Source organism: Rhizobium sp. USDA 4016, from assembly GCF_056279705.1.
Window position 1 is genome coordinate 1,507,593 of record NZ_JBWCCY010000002.1, and the last position, 22,846, is coordinate 1,530,438.

Below are 22,846 nucleotides of genomic sequence, written 5' to 3' on the forward strand. Positions count from 1 at the left end.
GCCCGGATCGGCAAAGGAGCCGGGCCGCTTGATGTCTCACATACGCAGAGACCAGGTGACATCTTGAACATCTCCAATTCCATCGTCGAGAAGGCAGCGGATGCGACCGCAAAGGTAACGCCGATTTCCGTGGTCCGGCGCGTCCGCGGCCTGTCCGATCGAGCAATAGCATGGCTGTTTATCGCGCCCGCCATCGTCCTGCTACTCGCGATCAACATCTTTCCGCTCATCTGGGCAATCTATCTTTCCTTCACGAACTATCGGGCCAACCGGCCGAATGCCGCTGTCGAAGGGGTGGGTTTGAGAAATTACGAGCGCGTCCTAACCGATCCGGACATCTGGCAGGCGATGCAGACGACAGCGCATTTCGTCTTCTGGACGATCGTCCTGCAAACGGTTATCGGCTTCACACTCGCCTACCTGATCGACCGCAAATTTCGCGGCCATGCCTTCTGGACGACCGTCATCCTGATCCCGATGATGCTGTCTCCGGCTGTTGTCGGCAATTTCTGGCGTTTTCTCTACGAGCCGCAGATTGGCCTTTTCGCCTATGCGGTCTCCTGGCTCAGCGGCATTCCGACGTCGGATATCCGGATGCTCGGAGACGTTTCGCTTGCGCCTTGGGCGATCATCATCGTCGACACCTGGATGTGGACGCCCTATGTGATGCTGATCTGCCTCGCCGGCTTGCGCTCGATCCCGGACTATATCTACGAGGCCGCGGAGGTCGACCGTGCCTCGGCATGGCGCCAATTCTGGTCGATCACGGTGCCGATGGCGCTGCCTTTCATCATGCTCGCCGTCCTCTTCCGCGGCATCGAGAACTTCAAGATGTTCGACATGGTAACGCTTTTGACCGGCGGCGGACCAGGCTCGGTTACGGAGGTCGCCTCGATCACGCTGAAGCGCGCGGCCTTCGAGAGCTGGGCCACCGGCCGCGCTTCCGCCTTCGCTATCGTTCTCTTTGTCGCGGTGTTCGGTCTCGCCAACATCTACGTCAAGGCTCTTAACAAGGTGAAGCAACGATGAGCTCCGCGAACTCCGCCCATTCGGTCGTTGAGCCGAGCTTCACCAGCAAGCGAATCGCCGGCGCAATCGTGATCCTCTACGCGCTGATCACTCTAATACCGCTGGTCTGGATTTTCCTGACCAGCATCAAGTCGCCGCCTGATTCCATCAGCTATCCGCCGAAGATCGTCTTCACACCGTCGCTTGAAGGCTATTGCAATCTTCTGACCACGAGAACGCGGCAGACGCCTGAATACATTGCTTCCTTGCCCGAGCCGACGGGCACCTGCGATGAGGTGACCCGCAAGCGCAACATGGTGATCGCCGGCCCCTCGAATTTCTTGCCGCGCTTCGTCAATTCGCTGGTGATCGCGTTCGGATCTACTTTTCTCGCCGTCTTGCTCGGCACGATGGCCGCCTACGGCTTCTCGCGCTTCCGGGTGCCGCTCGCCGACGATCTTTTGTTCTTCATCCTGTCGACGCGCATGATGCCGCCGATCGCCGTCGCGATCCCGATCTACCTGATGTACCGGGAGCTTGGGCTGTCCGACACGGCATTGGGGATGATCCTGCTTTACACGGCAGTCAATGTGTCGCTCGCCGTCTGGCTGCTCAAAGGCTTCATCGACGAGATTCCGCGTGAATACGAGGAAGCCGCGATGATCGACGGCTACACCCGGCTGCAGGCCTTCCGGAAGGTCGTGCTGCCGCAGGCAACGACCGGCATCGCCGCAACCGCCATCTTCTGCCTGATCTTCGCCTGGAACGAATATGCCTTCGCCGCACTTCTGACATCGGGCAGCGCGCAGACCGCACCGCCGTTCATCCCGACAATCATCGGCGAAGGCGGGCAGGACTGGCCGGCCGTTGCAGCGGGAACCACCATTTTCCTGATCCCGATCCTGGTCTTCACCATTCTCCTGCGCAAGCAGCTGCTGCGCGGCATCACCTTCGGAGCGGTCCGCAAATGACGCACCTGATCGAAACGCCCCGCCCTGCCCGTCCGAAACGGCCTTTTTTCCTGCGACGCGGTCCGATGGAGAACATCGCAACGGTGGTGATTGCGGCAGGTTTCCTGATGCTGTTCCAACCCTTCCTGCTGGTGCTGTACACCTACTCGCTGGTAACACTGCTTATAGGAACAGCGATGTTCATCATCGTCTCGAAATTTGCGGAGTGAACCATGGCGGAGATCAGAGTAGAAAATATCCGCAAGCAGTTCGGTAGCTTCGCTGCGGTCGAAGGCTCGAGCTTCGTCGTCCTTGACGGTGAGTTTCTCGCCCTGCTCGGGCCATCCGGCTGTGGCAAGACGACCACCCTTCGCATGATCGCCGGCCTCGAACTGCCGACCAGCGGCAAGATATACCTCGACGGCGAGGACGTCACCTTCAATCGCGCCAGCGCCCGCGACATTGCCTTTGTCTTCCAGCTCTTTGCGCTCTATCCGCACATGAATGTGCGCAAGAACATCGGCTTTCCGTTGCTGTCTCAAGGGATGCCGAAAGCGGAAATACGTGAACGCGTCCAGGAGACCGCCCGCCTGCTGCAGATCGACCATATTCTCGACAGGTCCGTCTCCGGGCTTGCCGGTGGCGACCGCCAGCGCGTGGCGCTCGGCCGCGCCATCGTTCGGCGCCCGAAATGCTTCTTGATGGACGAACCGCTCGGTACACTCGATGCGGAGTTCCGCGAGGTCATGGTTCATGAGCTGCGAGAATTGCACAACCGCATCCACGCGACGACGGTTTACGTTACGCACGATCAGCATGAGGCGATGGCGATGGCCGACAAGATCGCCGTCATGAACCATGGCGTCATAGAGCAGTTCGGGACGCCGCAGGAAATCTACAGCAAGCCCGCGACCATGTATGTCGCGGACTTCATCGGCTCTCCGCCGATGAATTTCATGCGCTTTACCTCCGGCCTTCAGAAGGGAGACCGATCCATCTCTCTTGATGGCGTCGATGTCGCCGTTCCCGAGGTTCACCAGGACTTGAGGGTAGGCGAGCTGGCGCTTGGCGTGCGGCCGGAGCACATCCGCTTCAGCGATGTCTCCGCCCTGCGCGGCGCCGTCTATGGCAGCGAGTATCTTGGAACAAATCAGATCGTGGCGATCGAAACCCGCAGTGGATTGATCAAGGCCCGCGTTCCGGCAAACCGTAACTTTCGCATCGGCGAAACGGTGGGTCTCGAATTCAACCCTGTCAATCTTGCGCTCTTCGACTGCCAGTCGGGCCGTGCGGTCGCTTCATCGCTCTATTCGGAGGTCCGGCATGGCTGATGTCGTTCTCAAAGACCTCAACATGCGTTTCGGCGACACGCAGGCGCTCAGCAACTTCGATCTTGCGATCCGCGATGGCGAATTCGTCGTGCTGCTGGGGCCGACTGGGGCCGGCAAGACGACGACGCTTCGCCTGATCGCCGGCCTAGAGCGGCCCGATAGCGGCCGTATCGAGATCGGCAGCCGCAACGTCGCTGGCCAATCCCCGGCCGAGCGCGACGTGGCTTTCGTGTTCCAGCAATATTCGCTTTATCCGCATATGACGGTTTACGAAAACCTTGCCTTTCCTCTTAGGGCGCCGGTTCGAAAGTTGAGCAACGACGAGATCGATCGGCGCGTTCGCGAGATTGCGCAGATGGTGAGGATCGATCATAAGTTGGAAAACCGTTCGACCCGTCTTTCCGGCGGAGAGATGCAGCGCGTCGCAATCGGCCGGGCGCTGGTGCGCGAACCCGCGATCTACCTCATGGACGAACCGCTTTCGTCTCTCGACGCCAAGCTTCGGGCGGAGCTTCGGCTGGAACTCAAGCGCATCCAGAAGGAACTGGGCTCGACCCTTCTCTATGTGACCCACGACCAGGTGGAGGCCATGACGATGGCGGACCGCATCGGCATTGTCGCGGAAGGCAGGCTCCTGCAGGTCGGCACGCCTCGGGAAATCTACGGCAATCCCGCCAGCCTTCATGTCGCAGCCCGTCTCGGACAACCGCATATCAACCTGCTGCCTGCCGATCTACTTCCTGGCGGAAGTCCTCCCAAGGGTACGAAGACAATCGGCGCACGCACTGAGCATCTCGACATCATCGTCGGCAAGGATGCAAACGCAAAGGTCGACTGGATCGAGCACCTGGGCGACCAGAACCATCTGCATATCCGTGTTCGTGATCACAAGCTCGTCACGCTTGCGGATCCATATCTCTCAATCAGACCGGGCGACAGGATTAATCTTACACTCCGCGACCCGCTCTATTTCGACGCGAGCGGACAGCGACTCGCTTGAACGAAGAAACTGAACCAAGGCAGGCATGCAAAAACAGACGGGTCTCAATCAATGAAACATTTCTTCAATCGTCGGAATGACATCGTCACAGAAGCTCTGGACGGCCTGCTGCTCACAAGCGGCCCGGACCGCCTTGCCCGTCTGGACACATTCCCCGAAATCAAGGTGATATTGCGCGCGGACTGGGGCCATTCGAAAGTGGCAATCATTTCAGGCGGCGGTGCGGGACATGAGCCTTCGCACGCCGGTTTCGTCGGCAAGGGCATGCTGACGGCAGCGGTATCAGGCGAGATCTTTGCTTCGCCAAGCGTCGACGCGGTCCTGACGGCGATCCGCGCCGTTACCGGACCCAGGGGAGCCCTGTTGATCGTCAAGAACTACACCGGAGACCGCTTGAATTTCGGCCTCGCCGCCGAAAAGGCTCGCGCCGAAGGTTTCGACGTTGAGATGGTCATTGTTGCGGACGACATCGCGATCCCGGATATCAACCAACCGCGCGGCGTCGCCGGCACCTTGTTCGTTCACAAGATTGCCGGATATTACGCCGAGATCGGATCGGATCTGAAGACGGTCGCCGCACACGCTACATCCGCAGCAACCGACATCGTCTCGCTCGGGATGTCGCTTTCGACCTGCAGTGTACCCGGCCAGTCGCATGAGGACCGCCTTGGCGCGAACGAAGGCGAACTTGGCCTTGGTATCCATGGGGAACCAGGCGCCGAACGTATCGCACTCCAACCGGTCGCCGATATCGTTGCCACTATGACCGAGCGGCTTGCCGCAAAGGTGGACGATTCGCGAAGCCACGCCCTTCTCATCAACAATCTTGGCGCCGTCCCGCCCCTCGAAATGGGCGTGATCGCCAATACCGTCCTGTCTTCGTCCTTCGCACGCTGCGTCAAATTGATTATCGGGCCGGCGCCAATGATGACGGCGCTCAACATGAATGGTTTCTCGCTCTCGCTGATCCGGTTGGATGGCACCCGCGAGGCGGCTTTGACGGCGCCGGTCGAACCCCATGCCTGGGTACCTGCAGTCGAACATCATGGGATCAAGGTCATTGCGGCTCCCCAAACAGGCGCCAATCCGAATGGAACAGCCGTGGCCAGCGACGACGACCCGAGCCGTCGCCTGATAACAGCACTCTGCGAGCACCTGATCTCGCTCGAAAGCGAGCTCAACCGTTTGGACGGCCGCGTTGGCGACGGAGACACTGGCTCCACGGTCGCAACCGGCGCTCGCAGCGTGCTTGCCCGCATCGACACTTTGCCGCTCAAGGAGCCCGCCGCCACCCTGGCTTCGGTCGGCGACATTCTGAGTATCAGCATGGGGGGCTCGAGCGGCGTTCTGCTGTCGATCTTCTTTACCGCCGCAGCCAAGGCTATGGCGGTAAAAGCCGATATCGCCGCGGCCCTTCTTGCCGGGCTCGATCGGATGACGTTTTATGGTGGAGCCGGGATCGGCGACCGCACGATGGTCGATGCGCTGGCCCCGGCGCTCGCAGCCCTCAGCTCCGGCAGCGTCGCGGCGGCCGCGAAGGCGGCCGTGGCAGGTGCGGAGTCGACGAAGGCGATGAAGAAGGCAAAGGCCGGACGCGCCTCGTATGTCGGAGAGAAGGATCTGGAAGGCGTGCCGGATCCCGGTGCGGTGGCGGTCGCGGGCGCATTCGAGGTCGCGGCAGCCATTGCGGCGACAGCCATGGCGTAAAAACGCGCCGCCGTTGGGAGGATGCGAGGTGCAGGCAGAACCGGTGCTTGTTTTGGGACTGATCGAAGCTTGCCGGGCGGTCATCGCGGCAAACACCGATCATCTTTGCGCGCTTGATTGCGCGATCGGTGATGGCGACCACGGCAGCAACATGCAGCGCGGATGCGAGGCGGTGAGCGCGGAAGGGGCTGCCCTTTCCAGCCTCCCCTTCCCCGATGCCGTGGAGAAGATAGGAATGACTTTGGTGATGAATGTCGGCGGTGCTGCGGGTCCTCTTTACGGGACATTGCTGATGGAAATCGGCCGGGAGCTGCGCGCCCGGGACGGGACTGCCGATTTTCCGATCGTGCTGAAAAAGGCGATCGATGCAGTTGCAAGGCGCGGACGTTCGCATGCAGGCGACAAGACGCTGCTCGACGTGCTCTATCCGGTACAGGATGCGCTTGCCCAATCTTCGACGCTGATCGATGTCGCGCGGCGCGCCGAACTCTCCGCCAATCTGACCGCCGCCATGAAGGCCATGCGCGGCCGCGCGTCTTATCTCGGCGATCGTTCGATCGGTCATGTTGATCCGGGTGCATCAAGCTGCGCGCTTTTGACCACGGCTATCTGCCATTATTTCGGGGAGAACGATCGAGTATGACGACTGGAACTACCGCAAACGTCGGAATCGTAATCGTCTCCCACTCGCCGCTGGTCGCACGAGGTATTGCCGACATGGTGCGGCAGATGGTGGGTGACTGCGTGCCGCTCGCCTGGTCCGGAGGCAACGTTCGCGGAGAGCTCGGCACCGACGCTGGCGGCATCCTGCGGGCAATTGAAGCGGCATGGTCGAATGCAGGCGTCGCCGTCTTCGTCGATCTCGGCGGGGCGGAGACGAACAGCGAGATGGCGATCGAGATGCTCGGCACGCCGCGGTCGGCGCTCGTTGCGATCTGCAACGCCCCTTTGGTGGAAGGCGCCGTCATCGCGGCGGCGGAAGCCTCCGGCGGTGCTTCGCTGGCAAAAGTCGTCGCCACAGCCGAGGAGCTCTCACCCTGATGAGCAGTGAATTGCGAATAGAGACGACGGAGGCCAAACGATTGCATGTCAGCTGCCAGACGGACGTGGAAGTCAAGCATGGCGTTGGACTGCACGCGCGCCCGGCCGTGACATTCACCCGGCTCGCAAAGTCGTTCCCATGTTCGATCGAAGTCGCGGTGAACGGCAGCGATGTCTGGCTGAACGGCAAGAGCATTATCAAGATCATGAGCGCCAGAATCCGCAAGGGATCGGTTCTACGCATAAGAGCTGACGGCATTCTGGCGGAAGAGGCAATCAAGGAATTGAAGGACCTCGTCGAACGCAATTTCGACGAGGACAAGAAACATGGCCGAACGGCATAGCCTGAAAGCAACGAGCGCTTCTTCCGGCGTCGCCTACGGACCGGTGCATGTAGCGGAACTGCCTCGTGCCACCCCCTCGTCTCAACCGCAGTCCGCTTCAGGATATCAGGCGCTCATCGACGCCATCGAAGCATCGGTCGGCGAGCTTGAAGCCCTTGCCGGCAGGTCGGACACCGAAAGCCGGGACATCATCGATTTCCAGATCGAAGTTCTTCGCGACCCGACGATAGCGGAGACGGCTGAAGCGCGTATGAATGCCGGAGAAAATATCGTCTTCGCATGGGCGGGTACGCTCGACGACTACATCGGCGAATTGGAAACGGCAGACGAAGAGCAGGTACGGGCGCGCGCCGTCGATATCCTGGACATCAAGAACCGTGTGCTCTGCGCATTGGCCGGAACACCCATCGCGGACTTTCCGGCCGGCTCGATCTTCGTTGGCAGGGATATGGAGCCGAGCCGCTTCCTGGCACATGATTGGTCGGGGGGCGGAGGCATCGCGCTCTTCAATGGCAGTGCCATCGGCCACGTCGCGCTGCTCGCACGGGCGAAATCGATCCCCATGGTCGTCAACGCTGGGCGTTTCGCCGTTTCGGAAGGCGATTATATTCGTGTCGATGCCGACAGCGGCGCAGTCACCGTCCATGCCGACGGTGCAGGCGCCGAATCTGCTTCCCCGCAATCGATTTCCAGGTTCACGGATGCAGGTCCTTGTGACAATGGTGAGGTCTGCACGGCCGATGGTACGCGAATCCTGCTGTCGATCAATGTCAACGACCCGGCCGAACTGGACTCAGTTGAGCCGGTGACGACGGCAGGCATTGGATTGATGCGGTCGGAATTTGCGGTCTCGTCGGTCGCGGATGCGGCGAGCGAAGAGAAGCAGATTGTCATCTATCGTCACGTCCTGAAATGGGCGGCAGGCAAGCCGGTGATAGTCCGCATGCTGGATATCGGCGGCGACAAGCCGCTTGCCGGGCTCGGTGTGCCGCCTGCCGGACCCGAAACGGATCTGCGGGGCATCCGGCTTTTGCTCGCACACCCAGAAATTGCCCGCGTTCAGACACGCGCCCTGCTGCGTGCCGCAGTCCACGGCGATCTTCGCGTGATGCTGCCAATGGTGACCTTTCCGTCAGAGATCAACGAGATGCGGAGCATATTTCGGGAGGAAGCCATGCGGCTCGCCAAACGCGGTATGCCTCACCTCATCCCTCCGATCGGCATGATGGTGGAAGTGCCGGCCGCTGCACTGATGCTGGACACCTTTGAAACCGCGGATTTCTTTTCGTTCGGAACCAATGACCTCACACAGCATCTCGCCGCTTCCTCTCGCGACGGCGCCAGCTCGACGATCTTTGATAGCGCTACCATGCCGGCGCTGTTTCGTTTTCTTGAAGGAGCGATGCAATTTGCGGCAAAGGGCGGCAAACCTGTCAGCATCTGCGGAAACATCGCGGGCGATCCGCAATGGCTTCCGGGATTGCTGGCGATCGGCTTGCGGCACTTTTCCGTGGCGCCCGTACAGCTTCCCGCGATAAGATCGGCGATCGTGGGATTGAGAGCCGATGGAACAAAGGCGGCCGGAGAGTAAAATGGCGCGCGACGACACCGAAGACGCCATTATCGCCTACAAGTCCATCCTGGCGCAGATCATCGACAATCGCCCCTCCGGCACACGCCAGCGGCTTGCCACGGAGCTCGGAAAACACCGAAGCTTCGTTACGCAGATCACAAGCCCGACCTATGCGACACCGCTGCCGGCCCGGCATCTGGCGACGATTTTTCGAGTTTGCCACTTCAGTGCCACCGAACAGGAGCGTTTCTTGAACGCCTATCAAACGGCGCATCCGGGAAAACTTCCAGAGCTTGGCTATTCCGAAAAGTTGCGGCAACTTTCCATCATGGTTCCGGATTTCGGCGACGAGAGGAAGAACCGCCTGCTGGAGGAGGCGATCTCCGATTTGGTGCAGAAGATCGCCGCGCTTTCCGGAGGAACGGATTGATCGGTATTTCGCGGACCGGCTGAGGACCGCAAACATATCGCCGCCTTGGGGAGGGCTGGATGAAGAAGTTCATGAACACTGCGGAAACCATGGTCGCCGAAAGCCTGGAAGGCTTCGTGCGCGCCCATGGGGAACTCGTCGTGTTCGGCGCAGGGCGAAAATGCGTCCGCCGTCGACACTTCACACCAGGTAAGGTCGCACTCATCTCCGGTGGGGGCGCCGGTCATGAACCTATGCATATCGGATTTGTCGGCAAGGGAATGCTGGATGCGGCATGCGTCGGGCATATTTTTACCTCGCCGACGCCCGACCAGATCGTGAGCGCCATAGAGGAGGCGGACACAGGTGCCGGATGCCTGCTCATCATCAAGAATTATGACGGCGACATCATGAACTTCGAGATGGCGATAGAAATGGCCGCCCACCGGCACAGGATCGAAACTGTCATCGTCAGCGACGATATCGAGACGGGGAGAACCGGCGAAGGCCGAGGACGCCGCGGCGTTGCAGGCACACTGGTCGTCGAGAAAATCATCGGCGCGGCTGCGGAACGGGGCCTGCCGCTCGAGGAATTGAAGCGGATCGGCGACCGGCTGAACGGACGTATCCGGACAATGGGGGTGGCGCTTAGCGGAGTCACGATCCCTCAGATCCAGCGCACGACATTTTCAGTGAACACGGACGAAATGGAAATGGGCGTCGGCATCCATGGGGAGCCGGGCCATTCGAGACAACGCCTCCTGGCCGCCGACGCCATCATCCGTCATCTGTGCGAAACAATCTCCGCAGACATCTCCATCCAGCCGGATACGAAGGCCTTGCTCTTCGTCAACGGCCTTGGCGGCACGCCGCCGGCCGAACTCTACCTTGCTTACAACGCAGCTCACCGTTTCATGGAAGAGCGGCTGATTCACATCGAACGCGCGCTGGTTGGCACCTATGTCACCTCGCTCGATATGCAGGGCCTGTCGGTCACACTGGCTTTGCTGACCGACGACGAGATCGCCTTATGGGACTCGCCGGTGGCAACGGCAGCGCTGCATTTGTCGCCGTGACAGGGCATGCCGCCGTCTTACACCCCCCGAGCGATCCTCGGCGCAGTGTTCAAGGGACGGCATCAGTCGCGAACTTGCGGGTGCCGTTCTAAATACCTCCGCGCGTTTTTCAAAGACGTCGCGATGCTGGAAGTCGCTGGTCTGGTCGTGCGCCGAAAGCACGCGCAACGCCCGCCCAATAGGACGGCCGTTACATGCCGGAGTTGATGGTTGGACCCTCACGCCCCGCAGAGCGCGCGCGCGTTCAGGAGCCCCCACCCGAAGATCGGATCCTTACCGGGTTCGCCGAGATCTTCAGCGCTTCGCGTCAGCGCTTCGCGAATGCGCTCGGGGGCAAGATCAGGACTTGCGCCTTTCATCCGCGCGGCTGCCGCGGTGACAAAGGGCGCCGCGAAAGAGGTACCGGTTTTCGTTCGCCCACCGCTGACGGATGCAGCAGTCCAGACCGCGACACCGGGGGCTGCTAAGTCGATGTGCTGACCACGCCCCGCGCGTCTGTAAGGGTTCTTGTTCCGGTCGATTGCGGTAACAGCAACGACCTCCTCATAGGCCGCAGGATAGGATGGTTCGGACCTAGGGCCGGCATTGCCGACGGCGGCAACGATGATGATGCCGCGTTCGCTCACCCTCCGCACAGCCTCTTCGAGCAGCAAATTGGCGGGGCCGGCAAGACTGAGATTGATGACCTCGACCTCACGCTCAGCCAGCAAGTCCAACGCCCGTGCGAGATTATAGGCCTCCGAGCGATCGTCCTGACGTCGCGCCCGATAAAATGGATCGACAGCGATCAGCGTCGCGCCTGGTACCAACCCCGGCGTCCGGCTCGTCGCCGCCCCGACTAGAAGCGCTGCAACAGCCGTTCCATGCTGCTGCCCCGAATCCGGCAGCGTATCGTCGGCGAGCCGGATGGTTTCGATGCTGCTGCCGGCAAAAACGCCGTGATCGGCATTGACCGCTGTGTCGACCAGTCCGATGCGAACTTCGCTTGCGCAAATTCCAGATCCTTCCTGCTCCGCCGGCCAGCCTATAACGGTACGCGCGAGGCAATCGGCCGTGCCGCAGCGCGGGTTGGCGCTCTGCTCCGGCCGATAGTAGTGATTGAAGTCGATCACGGCTTGCGGCGCCAAGGTGGCCGCCAACTCGCGCGCAGCATTGAGTGCAAGCCCGGACGGAATGCGCAGCTTTACCACTTCTGTGTTGAAAGCGGAGAGCGCTTGCCGCTCGATGATTTCGAAACCGGCCGCCGATAGCTGGTCGAGCTGCGGCGCAGTAAAACCCGAACCCACGATTTCGTCGGGGTCCTGGATCGGCAAATCGGGAACCGATGAACGCGCGCGCCGCGGGGCACGCGGCGAATTGCCGAACATCCTAAAAAGGCTCCTGCCGCCTGAATCGGAGGCATCAGACCTCCCGCCGCCGCCATCATCATCGTCATCACCACCATCATCGTCATCGGCAAGAGCGGAACCTATGCCCACCAGTTCGGCCGCGGGCCAACCGTCAGCAAGCGTGAGGCCACTGGAAAGCAAAAGAGCCAAAAGAAAGCGTCCCTTGGTCCTTGGTCCAAGCAGCGATAACCATTCTCGCATTTTCCATAACTCCTCAATGGCTGCGGGTTGCCTATCGGGCAGAACCAAATCACTTGGAGTGACTGGGCATTAACGATAGATTGCCAGAAAACGCGCTTAACCGCGCGTTATTCCGATCAAGGGAAGAACCAATCGACCATGACCGAGCGGAAGGAGAGCGTTGAAGACCAACTGATCGCCTTTCTGCCGAACATACGGCGATTTGCAATATCGCTCTGTGGAACGCGCGACATCGCCGACGACCTCGTGCAGATGGCTTGTGAGCGCGCGCTTGCCAATACAGAACGGTTCGAACCCGGTACACGCTTCGACGCCTGGATGTTCCGCATTCTCCGCAATCTCTGGATCGACCAGGTCCGCCGGCAGAAGACGGCAGGCATTCAGGAGGATATTTCAGAGCGTCACGACATCGCAGGCTTTTCCGGCGAGCGCATTGTCGAAGCTTCACTGACGCTCAAGAGCGTCAGTGAAGCGATTACTGATCTTCCAGACGAACAACGCGAGGTACTTATCCTCGTCTGCGTCGAAGAGCTCTCCTACCGCGAGACAGCCGATTTACTCACCATTCCAATCGGAACGGTCATGAGCCGCCTGGCCCGAGCGCGAAAAAATCTCGCAGACGCCGCTGGAATAACGGCGGAGACAACCCGTTCTGAGGAGACGAAAGAGGCCAAGGCATGACCAAGACGGATTTTTCCGATGAGACACTGATGCGCTTTGCCGATGGCGAGCTTGATCCTAAGACGGCGGCCGAGATTGAACGTGCCATGGAGACCGATGATGAGCTCGTCCCCCGCGTGGCATTTTTCCTGGAGACACGAGCAGCGGCACAGACGGCGCTGGAACCGCTTTTGGACGAGCCGGTTCCGGCCGAGCTGACCCAGGCAATCGAAGCCATGGTTGCAAAAAAGAAAGCCGCCGATCAGGGTGCTGCATCCGTGATGCCATTCCGGCGACGTACAGCGAACGATCAGGTCGTCGCCCGCCGCTGGTTCACCCCGATCGCCGCGTCGCTTACCGCCATTCTCGGTGGATTGGGCGGGTATTGGCTGGCGCAGTCCGAAGAGCCAGACTCGGCCGGCCTTCACGTTGCCGGGGTCAGCGCCTCCGCGCTCAACGAGGCCCTGGCAACGGTTGTTTCCGGCGAGGAGCGGCAGTTGGCCGGTTCCAACCAGCGGTTCCGGGCAATCGCAACCTTCCGTGACAATGCGCAGGCGCTTTGCCGCGAGTTCGAAGTCGATTCGCCCGATCGCTCAACTGTGGTTTCGGTCGCCTGCCGGTCCGGTGCGCAATGGCGCGTGGCGTTCGCAGTGGCTGCTGCTGGCGGCAGCGGCGGCTATGCGCCGGCTTCATCCACGGATGCGCTCGAAGCCTACCTTTCAGCCATTGATGCCAAGCCGCCGATCGAGGCGTCCGAAGAGGCGAAGGCGCTCGCCGAAATCCGTGACGGGGCGCAAAAGTAAAAGCGTTTGGAAGTCGGGAATAGAACCTTGTGCCGCCCGTTACTCTGCCGGACCGGAGCAGCCGGTCCTGTTTTCAAAAGGAGTAACTGGCATGAAAAAATCCTGGAAACTGAGCACGGCCCTCGTCGCCGGCGTCGCGGCGCTGGCAGGTTCTGCCGCCGTACAGGCCAAGGAATACACGACGATACGCCCTGACGGCGGGAAACAGTCGAGCAGCCACAGCGACGCTGCAATCGTCGTTGCCGGCAATAGCTCGTCAAATTCGAGTTCGAATTCATCAAGCAATTCGAGCTCCAATTCGTCTTCGAACAGTTCATCGAATTCTAACTCGAACTCATCGTCGAACCGTTCTTCGAATTCCTCTTCGAACAGTTCTTCCAATTCGAACTCGAGCGGTTCTGATGGCACGTATTATTCGCGTCACCATTGGCGTTCCTGGCGTTGATGACAGCGCAGGATGAGGAACGGGGGCCGGACTATCCGGCCCCCGTCTCGTTGCCCGCTTGCTGAAATTTCAGCGGGCAGCGCGTGCACACTTGCGGTACCAGCCGTGGCCGGCAATGGTGTTGCGGTAAATTGTCTGGCGGTTCATTGCCTCTTCCCGGGTTTCGCGGCGAATTTCCGCATTGATTGCCGCGCCATTGCGGTGAATCGGGATCACCTGCACAAGCGGCGTTCCCTTCTCGATGACATAGAATCCGTCGGGCGCCGTCGCAAAAAACGGAAAGTGGATATGAGCCGTGTAGGTGTCGGTGTCGACGATACCCGCCACGCATTCGAACGGCTGCGCTGGCCGGTTGAGCGGCGGCACGAAGAGGCAACTCCATCCAGGTGGCGTGCGGATCGACCAGTAATTATGAAACTTGCAGGGCGGGCTTGGCTCCTTCGGATTGCCCGCGACCTGATGGACGCCGTGATTACTGACCATGACCCGGTCGAACTCCCAGCCCGCCTCGACGCTTCTGCCGTCCTCCTTGATCTCAAGCCGTACCGTCGCTGCCAGCGGCAAGATCCAGCCCGTCATCATAGCGTCGAGAACCGGCATGCAGCGTTTAATGGTCAGGCCGCTATCTGTGGTCGACTGATGCTTTGCATCGACCACCGGCAGCTTGCGATACCACTCCGGCAGAACCGACTTGGCAGGCACTGGTGGCGCGATGACCTCAAGATCTTCCGGCTGGCAAAGGAAATGGATCTTGTCTGGGTCTTTCTGTCGAAAATGAAACATGCTCGTTCTCCGGTCCAATGATCGGGTAGAACGTGGAGAGACCGACTTTATTCCCGCGAAATCGCGACGGACACCACCGGATACCATCTAGGCCGGTTGAAGCCGTGCGCGCGGCAGCGCCGGGAAGGCAAGCGCGACCGCGACTGCGCCGAGCCCGACCATGGCAGAGCCGATGAAGAGCCAGGAGTAGTTGGCGAAGGTATCGAAGACCCAACCGCCGGCCAAAGGGCCGAAGGCCATGCCGATGCTCGAGAGCATGGTCACCGCCCCGAACACCGTGCCGATGATGCGCGGTCCAAAATATTCACGGGCAAGCACCGCATAGAGCGGCATCACACCACCATAGGCCCCGCCGAAAACAACGGCGAGCGTGTAGAATTCGCTAAGCCGGCTGACGACAAGATAGGCAGCGATCGCAAGCGCCTGGACCATCAACCCCGCGACCAGCACTGGTTTTACGCCAAGCCTGTCTGCAAAAAGGCCGAACACAAGCCGGCCGCCGAGCCCCGCCAGGCCCTCGACGCTGTAGATGCTGACTGCGGCCATTGGCGCCACGCCGCATACCATCGCATAGCTCACCATATGAAAGATCGGGCCCGAATGCGCTGCGCAGCAGGCAAAGCATGTCAGGCCGAGGACGAGGAGCTGCGGCGAGCGGAACGCTTGCTTGAGCAACGTTCCATTGCTCGGCGCAAGAAGGTCCGGGTCTATATCGCCGGAAGCAGCGGCAACCGGCGAACGGCGCACCAGCAGAGCCGCCGGCACCAGAAGCGTCCAGGCCACAATGCCGATCGTGAGCATCGCTGTTCGCCAGTCATAGGCCGAGATCAGCCAGCGCGCGAAAGGCGAGATCGTCATCGGCGCCACCCCCATGCCGGCTGAGACGAGGGAAACGGCAAGGCTGCGGTTCTTTTCGAACCATGCGGTGGTGATTGCGATCATCGGCGCGAAGAAAGCGCTGGCGGCAAGGCCAACGAGAACGCCGTAGGTCAATTGAAACACGAGCAGCGACTCCGCCCGGCTTGCAAGGACAAGTGCAAGGCCCAAAAGCCCTGCGCCGGTCAGCACGACGATACGAGGACCGAAGCGGTCGGTTGCCGCGCCCCATGCGAAACCTCCAACGCCCATGACGAGAAAATTGAGCGTCATGGCGCTCGATATGCCGGCACGCGACCAACGGGTCGTCGTGGCCATCGGCTCGAGAAAAATCGCCAGCGAAAACATGGCGCCAAGAGCGACACAGGTCATCAATGCGCCAACACCGACGATGACCCAACGATAAGAAGCGCCCATGTCCATCATCTCCCTTGCTCTTGCGAGATCGCAAACGGCTTTCGGCGCAGTGGCGCCACTACCGACCTAGGACGTTCGGACAGGCGTGACATCGACAGGAGGAGCAGAAATTTTTGGCAAGAGCGGACATTTTGATTCTGGCGGACAATGGACCACGATTCTGTCGGCACACAGCCCAAACGCGACACGCCAGTGTGGGCCTTGGCCGATTGAAATCCGGATGGCTCTGCGTAAATGCAGCATATGAGCGGATTGCGGGCCTGTTCAGCGCGGAACCGGCTGATGGCGGGCAGTCGTCATGTGCCTTCTGGAGGCGGCGAAAGACGCCACACAAAGACGATGGATCATTTCAACCAGGGCGCAGGATTGAACGAATTGCACTGCGCATATGGCCGCTAAATTCAGCACCCTCTTTGCCAATTAGATTGATCGGCATGCGATATGCGAAGCAAAGCGAAAAGAGGCCCAGAAACAAGATTTCGGAAAATAGGACGATGCTCGCATGCGCATTTTCGAGGCGCAGCACGTAAGCGATGACAAAGCAAGGAATGCCAACCATAGCCGATACACGCATACCGTATCGATGCTCTATGATTAACTCCATGAGCGAGACGCGGGCTACTTGGCAGGCAAACGCGGTGATTACGCAATAATATACAAAAATTGCAAATCCCACTGCTGTCGCCACTGCTGATAGTCCAAACTCTACAACTAACAAAGTGCCACATACTGTCAGACACGCATAAACTGCTTGCGATACTATAAGCGGGCGTATGGCCGCCGTTGCTCGCAGCAGAGACCCGCTCACTCGTGAAGCCAACCTAAAGTACATTCCGATAGCGAGAAAGGAAAACACGGGGATTACCTTCTCCCATTGCTTGCCGAGCAGGGACAAAACAATTTCCGGAGCGAGAATATAGATCACTGCGCTCATTGGCATTCCAAAAAGAGCGGTTAGACCGACGCCTCGCAGATACGCTTTCTTGAGCCGCTCTGGGTTAGACTGCACCTGCGCCATCGCAGGAAAAACGACCCGATCCGCTATACGGGCGTAAACGTCCGTCGGAAGACTCATCAGGCGATATGCTCGTGAGTAGAGGCCAAGGTGAACTGCATCCAAGGATCGGCCGACGATGGTGATGTCTGCGCGAAGCGCGATAAAGTTGATTACACGTGATGCAGTAAAGCCAGTTCCCTTTCCCATAAGGCGACGGCTGGATTGGCTATCAAATATCGGTCGAAGGTTTGGTTTAGCAGCATAAACCAGAACGAAGGATAGGAAACTGGCCTCACATATCGATGCCGCAGCAAGGGCCCAATATCCGAAGCCCGCAAATGCCAAACCGATGCCGGTCGTGCCGTATGCGAGTGTTTTGGCCGCAATCTCGCTCATTCGGATGCGGCGCATCTCCAGTCGGCGCAAGAGCAGGCCCTCAGATATCGAGGTAAATGCTTGAACGATGATGATGAACGACAACACTCTAACAACATCTTCCGACGCGGGCATGTTCATGAATCGCGCAAATGGCGCAGCACAGATTTGCGCCAAAAGGAAGAGAATGGCAGACGAGATCAGAACTAACGTGAGTGCCGTCCGCTGCTCAACTTCTGTGAGGCTTGGCAATTGAACGATCGTCGCGCCAATTCCGATTTCACGCAGAAGATTGCAAAATGAGAGGAACAAGATCGCCGTTGCCATGACGCCAAAATCCGCTGGCGACAGGAGGCGTGATAGGATGGCCATGTAAGCCAAATCGATCGCTATGCCTGCGCCTTGAAATATCGAGGTCATCGCGACCTCGGATCGGACTTTGTGACTGAGGCCTTTGTTCCCGGGCTCTGACGAAATCATCTAGATCAAGCGGCCCTGTCCGCGCGGGGCGCTGCCCCCCAGCCTCTGAGTAGGCGCATAAGACGAATGGCAAGTGGAGCCAGTGGCCTCAGCCACGGAACGAATAAAATAACGCGCGTAAACCAAGCTGAGATGACTGGTTTCTCATTAAAAGCTGCCTTTAGCAAATGCCTTGCATCATCTTCCAGCCCAATTAAGGCTCGCCGCCTGGCCTCTGAGGCGAGGCTTGTCGCAAGATCCTTTGACCGCGGCCGCATCAACGCGGAAATCGGTCCATTCGTGTCCAAGGGATCGGGCCTCCCTGCCATGCGCTCTCGTGCACAATACAAAGCGAAATCTCTGCAGCTCATCGCAACTGCCAACTTGCGCGGATCGCCGGTTACGGAATCCGTGCGCTTCCAAGCTTTGTATAAAATCTCGGGAACGACAGCCATCGCCCCGTAATCCGTCATGCGCAGCCACAGATCGAGATCCTGACGATATACGAAGAATGGTCGATATCCCCCAGCCCTTTCATATATAGAGCGTCGCATAAGGACCTCGCCCTGCGAAAAAGGATTGCCGTTAAAGAGTTGTACTTTTATATCCTTATGGACGCGCGGCTTAACAGTGTAACTCCTCGAAGCTATGTCTGATACGACTTCCCGATAGCAGCCCACTGCAACGACGTCGGGATACTCCTCTAAAAATCGAACCTGGCTCTGCAGCCGCGTTGGATAGGATATATCGCCTGATCCCTGCACCGCGATAAATTCGCTGTCCGTGCAGGCGATAGTCGAAATCATAGTCCGCGTAAAACCTACGTTGCGTTGCGTCGAAACGCGTATTTTATCCGACTTATATTTCATAAGTGCATGATAGGTGCCGTCTTGCGACCCATCGTCAACGAAATAGGCCTCGAAATCCTGATATGTCTGATCACGAATTGCCGTGACGGTCTCATCGACTAAGTGAGCCCTGTTGTAGTATGGGGACACGACAACCACGCGAGGCATCAATTCCACTTTCCTGATTGAACCGAAAGATGAGCTGGTTGGAGCAATCCGTCGGGACGAACGTGACGAACTTCGCAATCCATTAAAAAGCCGCTTCGTTCAAAAATCGTCCTTCTTATTAAATCGATCAGGCCCAGCACATCCGAGCTCGTTGCACCGCCGAGGTTAACGATAAAGTTACCATGACCGGGGGCAATCTGAGCTCCACCTATGCGACGTCCCCGCAAGCCAGCATCCTCGATCGCTTTTCCGGGGGGACCTACCACGTCATACATCTTGGGGTCACTGAGGAAAACGGAGCCGCAGTTTGGGAGGCGAAGGGGGAATTTCTTTCGTCTCGACACCATAATTTCAATCATCCTCCTTCGCACCTCCGCCTTGTTAGCCGTGGCAAACTCAAAAGATGCTTCCAAGAGAACCAGGTCCGGCCGCTGCAGGTTGGATTTTCTATATGAGAATTCACATGCGTTTCGATCCAACATTTTCACCTTGCCATCAATGTCGACGACGGTTGCGCTTACAAGGTTGCTGCCGATCCCCTTTCTCTGGCTGCCACCGTTCATAACAACCAGGCCGCCCAGCGTTCCAGGAATTCCCACCGTGTGCTCCGCACCTGTCAATCCCGTACATCCGACTTTTCGCGCAAAAACAGGCGTCCAGATTCCGGCTTGAGCGACGACGTGTGTACCGTTGATTGCAATCTGCGACATTCTTCGGCCGATCCGCAGAACAACACCTCGAAAACCTGCATCATCAAAGAGAAGGTTCGTGCCATCGCCAATCACCAAGAATGGCACTTTCTCCGTACCGAGGCACTTCAAAACCTCGCTGACCGCGCGCGCATCGAGCGGTTCAACCACGACGTCAGCCGGCCCGCCGATTTGCCATCGCCCGACATACTTCAGCGGGACATGAGATGAAATCTCAACATTCTTGATGTTCCCGAGAAGCGACGAAACATTCTTGCTTGATATCTTCGGAGTGTTCACAGTCAGTTCCACGGTGACCAACAGCGCCATTTCCGCCTGTCTTCATTCGGCGAGGACGTCCCCGCCCAGCGATGTAACTTTCTCGATGAATCGATCGTAACCACGTTCTATTTGCCAGGCATCGCGCACGATCGTCTCTCCGTCGGCGACGAGACCGGCCAACGTCAGGGCGATGCCTGCGCGAAGATCACGTGCTGTAACTTCGGCGCCACGCAACTTAGTGCCGCCGCGAATGCGTAGCAGATTATCCTCGATGGAATAGTCAAGTCCCATCAAACCCATCTCTTCCGCGTAGAGGTAGCGTCCCGGAAAGCGCAAATCAATTATCTTGCTCTCTCCGCGTGACATGGCGCCGAACGCTGCAAAGAGGGGCTGCATGTCCGAATTTATTCCTGGATAGGCGCCCGTACTGATCTCGACAGGATAACAGTTGCCGCCGCGAACGATTATGCTCTCTTGACCGGTATAAACACGCGCGCCGCTTTCCTTGAGGTGTATGAGGGGAACTTCCAAGTCCGATAGCGGAAAGCCATGGATCTCAACGTCGCCGTTGGTGATACACGCCCCGACCAACCACGTTAGAGCTTCCATGTTATCGCCAATGACCCTATGTCGAACACCTGTGAGCCCTTCTCGACCTTCAATCTCGATGCGCTCCTGACCGAACACCTTGATCTTCGAGCCCATCGTTCGAAGCATGGAGATCAGATCGATTATTTCAGGACGGATATGCGGGTTCCAAACGGTCGTAACACCGCGGGCCAATGCGCCGCACAAAAGAGCGTTCTCGGTAGCGCCGGTTGAGCGGATCGGCAAACGGATGTCGGCGCCTGTCAGGCCTTGCGGTGCATAGGCTTCGAGATTGGTGTCTGTTTCTGTAACGGTCGCACCAAGTGCTTCCAAAAGCATAACATGCAGGTCATGCTTTCGTTCGCCGAGTTTGCAGCCACCCGGCAACGGCACAGAGCCCCTCCCGGTACGAGCCGTTAGGGCACCCAATATCAAGAGTGTGTTGCGAATTGAGCGGCCCCTCCACACCAACTCCGACGGCGGGGGGACAATTTCCTCGATATAGGCCGTCTCGCCTTCGACAATGCAATGCTTTCCAAGCGCCTCCAGCATCCCAAGATGAACCTGAGCGTCCAAGAGCATCGTGGGATAGTTCGAGATCTCGATTTTACCAGATGTCAGCAGCGAGGCTGCGAGAAGACGCAAGACACTATTCTTCGCTCCACTTACTAAGACTTCCCCTTCGAGGCGGGACGCATGGACGCGATATCTCGACACTTGCCGTTCGCTGTATGTTTGAGAAAATGGCTGATACGCTCCCAACTCAGCTTTGGTTTCAATGAGCATCTCTCAACTCCTGGTGAAGCTCTCGATATCGACTGGCTAGGATTCAACAGAGCATCAGTAATGCGCATCAGCTGGTCGCAGGTATAACGCCGTACCTCATGTTAGAATATTACTGGCAAAAAATCTAACCTTAAAAAGCAATATCTATTTCCAAAAATCAAAGAATGCGATACAATAAATACAATCTTAAATTGACTTGCAGACGTCGCACATCGAACTGGATATAATACTGACGGGCTATAGACGTAACCTTTCATAGGCTGAATGTTATAGACGCTTCCATACTGGTAGGCGTGCCGTTTACATTTATTTACTTGACGTTAAAAGCAACAACTTTCTTAGATAAAGATCGAATCCACGTCGCTCGCGCGACAACCGATGGTCAATGGGGGACATGATGTCATCTCATCCTTGCGTGAAAGGCGGCGCAATGTCCGGCGAACGCAATGCTTCTCGCCGGGCTATTTGGGTCGCCATTGCAATGCTTGTTGCGGCCGCGACTGATACGCGATCAGAGGTTTACCAGCTGCAGCCCGGAGACGTCGTCAATTTTGATTTTCTTGACGACGCCCTACTGCCAGTTCTGTTGACAGTTGATGCGGATGGGGCTGCGCAGTTTCCCTTGGTCGGTGGCGTTGAGATCGGAGGGCTCAGTGTTAACCAGGCGCTGGAAAAATTGCGGACCGAATACAAGAATCGGCAGATTTTGGTCGAACCTAAAATTGCTTTGAACATAGCGACCTACAAGCCGGTTTTTGTTCTGGGCGAGGTCAAAAACCCCGGATCCTTTCCCTTTTATCCGGGCTTGACGGTCGAACAGGCTGTCGGCCTTGCAGGTGGAACTTTGACGGCCGCGTCGAGTGCGGCTGACAAGATCATGACCCGCGCGAGGTTACGTGGGGCGATGGATGGCGCCGAGGTGGAAATCGTCCATGAGGCGATTTATGCAGCGCGGTTGGCCGCCCAGCTACGTGGGGCCGAAACCATCGACTTGCAAGACGCTCCAGAAAGCGCGCGCCCCTATCTCGAAAGAACATCTCTCAAGAGCGTACTCGAAATCGAGGAGAAGATCCTGAAGACCGATCTGATCACCACACAGGCTCAAGTCGAGATTCTGACGCAGGGGATTGCCGAAACAGAGGCAGGTTTGAAGATTCTCGCTCAGCTTGAAGCAGAGCAAAAAGGCGTCGTCGAAATGAACGAGCGAGATCTTGAACGTGTGACTGCGCTACGCAAACGCGAACTGAATACGGAGACCGAGATCGCGCGGGTCAAGAATACGACTTCGAATGAGAAAACGCAGCTTCTGGAGATATACGCGGAGATGTCCCGGTCGAGACGCGAACTCGGTAATCTCAAGCTGGAACTCTCGAAACTGCAGGCAGATCGGGAGAAAGACATATTGCTGAAGCTCCAGGAGCGCGAAGCGGCGATCAAGAAGCTCGAATCCACGCGCCAATCGGCCGAAGAGCAATTCTATCTCATTGCTTCGGTAGCCGCGGAAAGAAATCGCGACCAGATCTCCTTCACTTACGAGGTTCGCCGCCCCAAGAGCGGGGTCAATACCGTGATCGATGGTGCGCCATTCACGGAGTTGCTTCCGGGGGATGTCGTCGCCGTCTCGATCGCGGGCATGTAACAA

At 58.4% G+C, this 22,846-nt stretch carries 23 protein-coding genes; 15 read left to right on the forward strand and 8 right to left on the reverse strand.

The window, feature by feature from the left end:
- The first annotated feature begins 63 nt into the window (after positions 1 to 63).
- The 12 genes from ACZ9DP_RS08305 to dhaK are packed head-to-tail and all read left to right on the forward strand — an operon-like array spanning position 64 to position 10,439.
- A complete protein-coding gene (locus tag ACZ9DP_RS08305; RefSeq protein WP_194731223.1) occupies positions 64 to 1,029 on the forward strand; it encodes a carbohydrate ABC transporter permease in 966 nt (321 codons plus the stop codon).
- Positions 1,026 to 1,979, forward strand: a complete 954-nt coding sequence (locus ACZ9DP_RS08310; RefSeq protein WP_074071804.1) for a carbohydrate ABC transporter permease — start codon at positions 1,026 to 1,028, stop codon at positions 1,977 to 1,979. Before ACZ9DP_RS08305 ends, ACZ9DP_RS08310 begins: the two co-directional genes overlap by 4 nt.
- Positions 1,976 to 2,188: a hypothetical protein gene (locus ACZ9DP_RS08315; RefSeq protein ID WP_092588047.1), complete on the forward strand. Its 213-nt coding sequence runs from the start codon at positions 1,976 to 1,978 to the stop codon at positions 2,186 to 2,188. Before ACZ9DP_RS08310 ends, ACZ9DP_RS08315 begins: the two co-directional genes overlap by 4 nt.
- A gap of 3 nt (positions 2,189 to 2,191) precedes the next feature.
- Entirely contained in the window at positions 2,192 to 3,289 is a 1,098-nt protein-coding gene (locus ACZ9DP_RS08320) for an ABC transporter ATP-binding protein (RefSeq protein ID WP_194731224.1), read from the forward strand.
- Positions 3,282 to 4,289 (forward strand): ABC transporter ATP-binding protein, encoded by a 1,008-nt coding sequence (locus ACZ9DP_RS08325; protein ID WP_074071801.1) that lies wholly within the window; start codon positions 3,282 to 3,284, stop codon positions 4,287 to 4,289. Before ACZ9DP_RS08320 ends, ACZ9DP_RS08325 begins: the two co-directional genes overlap by 8 nt.
- Positions 4,290 to 4,340: 51 nt before the next feature.
- Positions 4,341 to 5,996, forward strand: coding sequence for a dihydroxyacetone kinase subunit DhaK (locus tag ACZ9DP_RS08330; protein ID WP_476201179.1), 1,656 nt, complete (start codon positions 4,341 to 4,343; stop codon positions 5,994 to 5,996).
- 28 nt (positions 5,997 to 6,024) lie between these two features.
- The gene (gene dhaL, locus ACZ9DP_RS08335; protein WP_476201180.1) at positions 6,025 to 6,639 is read left to right on the forward strand and encodes a dihydroxyacetone kinase subunit DhaL; all 615 of its coding nucleotides are present in this window, start codon (positions 6,025 to 6,027) and stop codon (positions 6,637 to 6,639) included.
- Positions 6,636 to 7,037, forward strand: coding sequence for a dihydroxyacetone kinase phosphoryl donor subunit DhaM (dhaM, locus tag ACZ9DP_RS08340; protein WP_074071798.1), 402 nt, complete (start codon positions 6,636 to 6,638; stop codon positions 7,035 to 7,037). Before dhaL ends, dhaM begins: the two co-directional genes overlap by 4 nt.
- Entirely contained in the window at positions 7,037 to 7,381 is a 345-nt protein-coding gene (locus ACZ9DP_RS08345; RefSeq protein ID WP_194731227.1) for an HPr family phosphocarrier protein, read from the forward strand. The genes dhaM and ACZ9DP_RS08345 overlap by 1 nt, the downstream gene beginning before the upstream one ends.
- Positions 7,365 to 8,972, forward strand: a complete 1,608-nt coding sequence (locus tag ACZ9DP_RS08350) for a putative PEP-binding protein (RefSeq protein ID WP_476201182.1) — start codon at positions 7,365 to 7,367, stop codon at positions 8,970 to 8,972. Before ACZ9DP_RS08345 ends, ACZ9DP_RS08350 begins: the two co-directional genes overlap by 17 nt.
- A 1-nt stretch (position 8,973) precedes the next feature.
- Positions 8,974 to 9,384 (forward strand): hypothetical protein, encoded by a 411-nt coding sequence (locus ACZ9DP_RS08355; protein ID WP_074071795.1) that lies wholly within the window; start codon positions 8,974 to 8,976, stop codon positions 9,382 to 9,384.
- Between the two features lie 59 nt (positions 9,385 to 9,443).
- Positions 9,444 to 10,439, forward strand: coding sequence for a dihydroxyacetone kinase subunit DhaK (gene dhaK / locus ACZ9DP_RS08360; protein WP_476201183.1), 996 nt, complete (start codon positions 9,444 to 9,446; stop codon positions 10,437 to 10,439).
- Between the two features lie 218 nt (positions 10,440 to 10,657).
- Here the strand turns inward: dhaK and ACZ9DP_RS08365 are convergent, their stop codons facing one another.
- A complete protein-coding gene (locus ACZ9DP_RS08365; RefSeq protein WP_074071793.1) occupies positions 10,658 to 12,028 on the reverse strand; it encodes a S8 family serine peptidase in 1,371 nt (456 codons plus the stop codon).
- A gap of 138 nt (positions 12,029 to 12,166) precedes the next feature.
- On the opposite strand from ACZ9DP_RS08365, the gene ACZ9DP_RS08370 reads away from it, so the two are divergent.
- On the forward strand, positions 12,167 to 12,709 hold the full coding sequence (locus ACZ9DP_RS08370; RefSeq protein WP_476201185.1) for an RNA polymerase sigma factor: 543 nt from the start codon (positions 12,167 to 12,169) through the stop codon (positions 12,707 to 12,709).
- Positions 12,706 to 13,491 (forward strand): anti-sigma factor family protein, encoded by a 786-nt coding sequence (locus ACZ9DP_RS08375; protein ID WP_476201187.1) that lies wholly within the window; start codon positions 12,706 to 12,708, stop codon positions 13,489 to 13,491. Before ACZ9DP_RS08370 ends, ACZ9DP_RS08375 begins: the two co-directional genes overlap by 4 nt.
- Positions 13,492 to 13,530: 39 nt before the next feature.
- Here ACZ9DP_RS08375 and ACZ9DP_RS08380 read toward each other — a convergent pair whose 3' ends face one another.
- The 7 genes from ACZ9DP_RS08380 to ACZ9DP_RS08410 form a co-directional block, all read right to left on the reverse strand.
- Positions 13,531 to 13,872 (reverse strand): hypothetical protein, encoded by a 342-nt coding sequence (locus ACZ9DP_RS08380; RefSeq protein WP_194731231.1) that lies wholly within the window; start codon positions 13,870 to 13,872, stop codon positions 13,531 to 13,533.
- Between the two features lie 133 nt (positions 13,873 to 14,005).
- The gene (locus tag ACZ9DP_RS08385; RefSeq protein WP_074071789.1) at positions 14,006 to 14,719 is read right to left on the reverse strand and encodes a DUF6065 family protein; all 714 of its coding nucleotides are present in this window, start codon (positions 14,717 to 14,719) and stop codon (positions 14,006 to 14,008) included.
- Between the two features lie 87 nt (positions 14,720 to 14,806).
- Positions 14,807 to 16,012, reverse strand: a complete 1,206-nt coding sequence (locus tag ACZ9DP_RS08390; protein WP_476201189.1) for an MFS transporter — start codon at positions 16,010 to 16,012, stop codon at positions 14,807 to 14,809.
- Positions 16,013 to 16,361: 349 nt separating this feature from the next.
- Positions 16,362 to 17,804 (reverse strand): lipopolysaccharide biosynthesis protein, encoded by a 1,443-nt coding sequence (locus ACZ9DP_RS08395; protein ID WP_194731234.1) that lies wholly within the window; start codon positions 17,802 to 17,804, stop codon positions 16,362 to 16,364.
- 65 nt (positions 17,805 to 17,869) lie between these two features.
- Positions 17,870 to 18,859 carry a glycosyltransferase family 2 protein gene (locus ACZ9DP_RS08400; RefSeq protein WP_476201191.1) on the reverse strand — a complete coding sequence of 330 codons (990 nt, stop codon included), beginning with the start codon at positions 18,857 to 18,859 and terminating at the stop codon, positions 17,870 to 17,872.
- Complete coding sequence (gene murB, locus ACZ9DP_RS08405) at positions 18,859 to 19,878, reverse strand: UDP-N-acetylmuramate dehydrogenase (protein ID WP_476201193.1); 1,020 nt, start codon at positions 19,876 to 19,878, stop codon at positions 18,859 to 18,861. Before murB ends, ACZ9DP_RS08400 begins: the two co-directional genes overlap by 1 nt.
- Positions 19,879 to 19,890: 12 nt before the next feature.
- Positions 19,891 to 21,204, reverse strand: coding sequence for a UDP-N-acetylglucosamine 1-carboxyvinyltransferase (locus ACZ9DP_RS08410; RefSeq protein WP_194731237.1), 1,314 nt, complete (start codon positions 21,202 to 21,204; stop codon positions 19,891 to 19,893).
- 430 nt (positions 21,205 to 21,634) lie between these two features.
- On the opposite strand from ACZ9DP_RS08410, the gene ACZ9DP_RS08415 reads away from it, so the two are divergent.
- Positions 21,635 to 22,843, forward strand: coding sequence for a polysaccharide biosynthesis/export family protein (locus ACZ9DP_RS08415; protein WP_476201195.1), 1,209 nt, complete (start codon positions 21,635 to 21,637; stop codon positions 22,841 to 22,843).
- Positions 22,844 to 22,846: the final 3 nt, after the last annotated feature.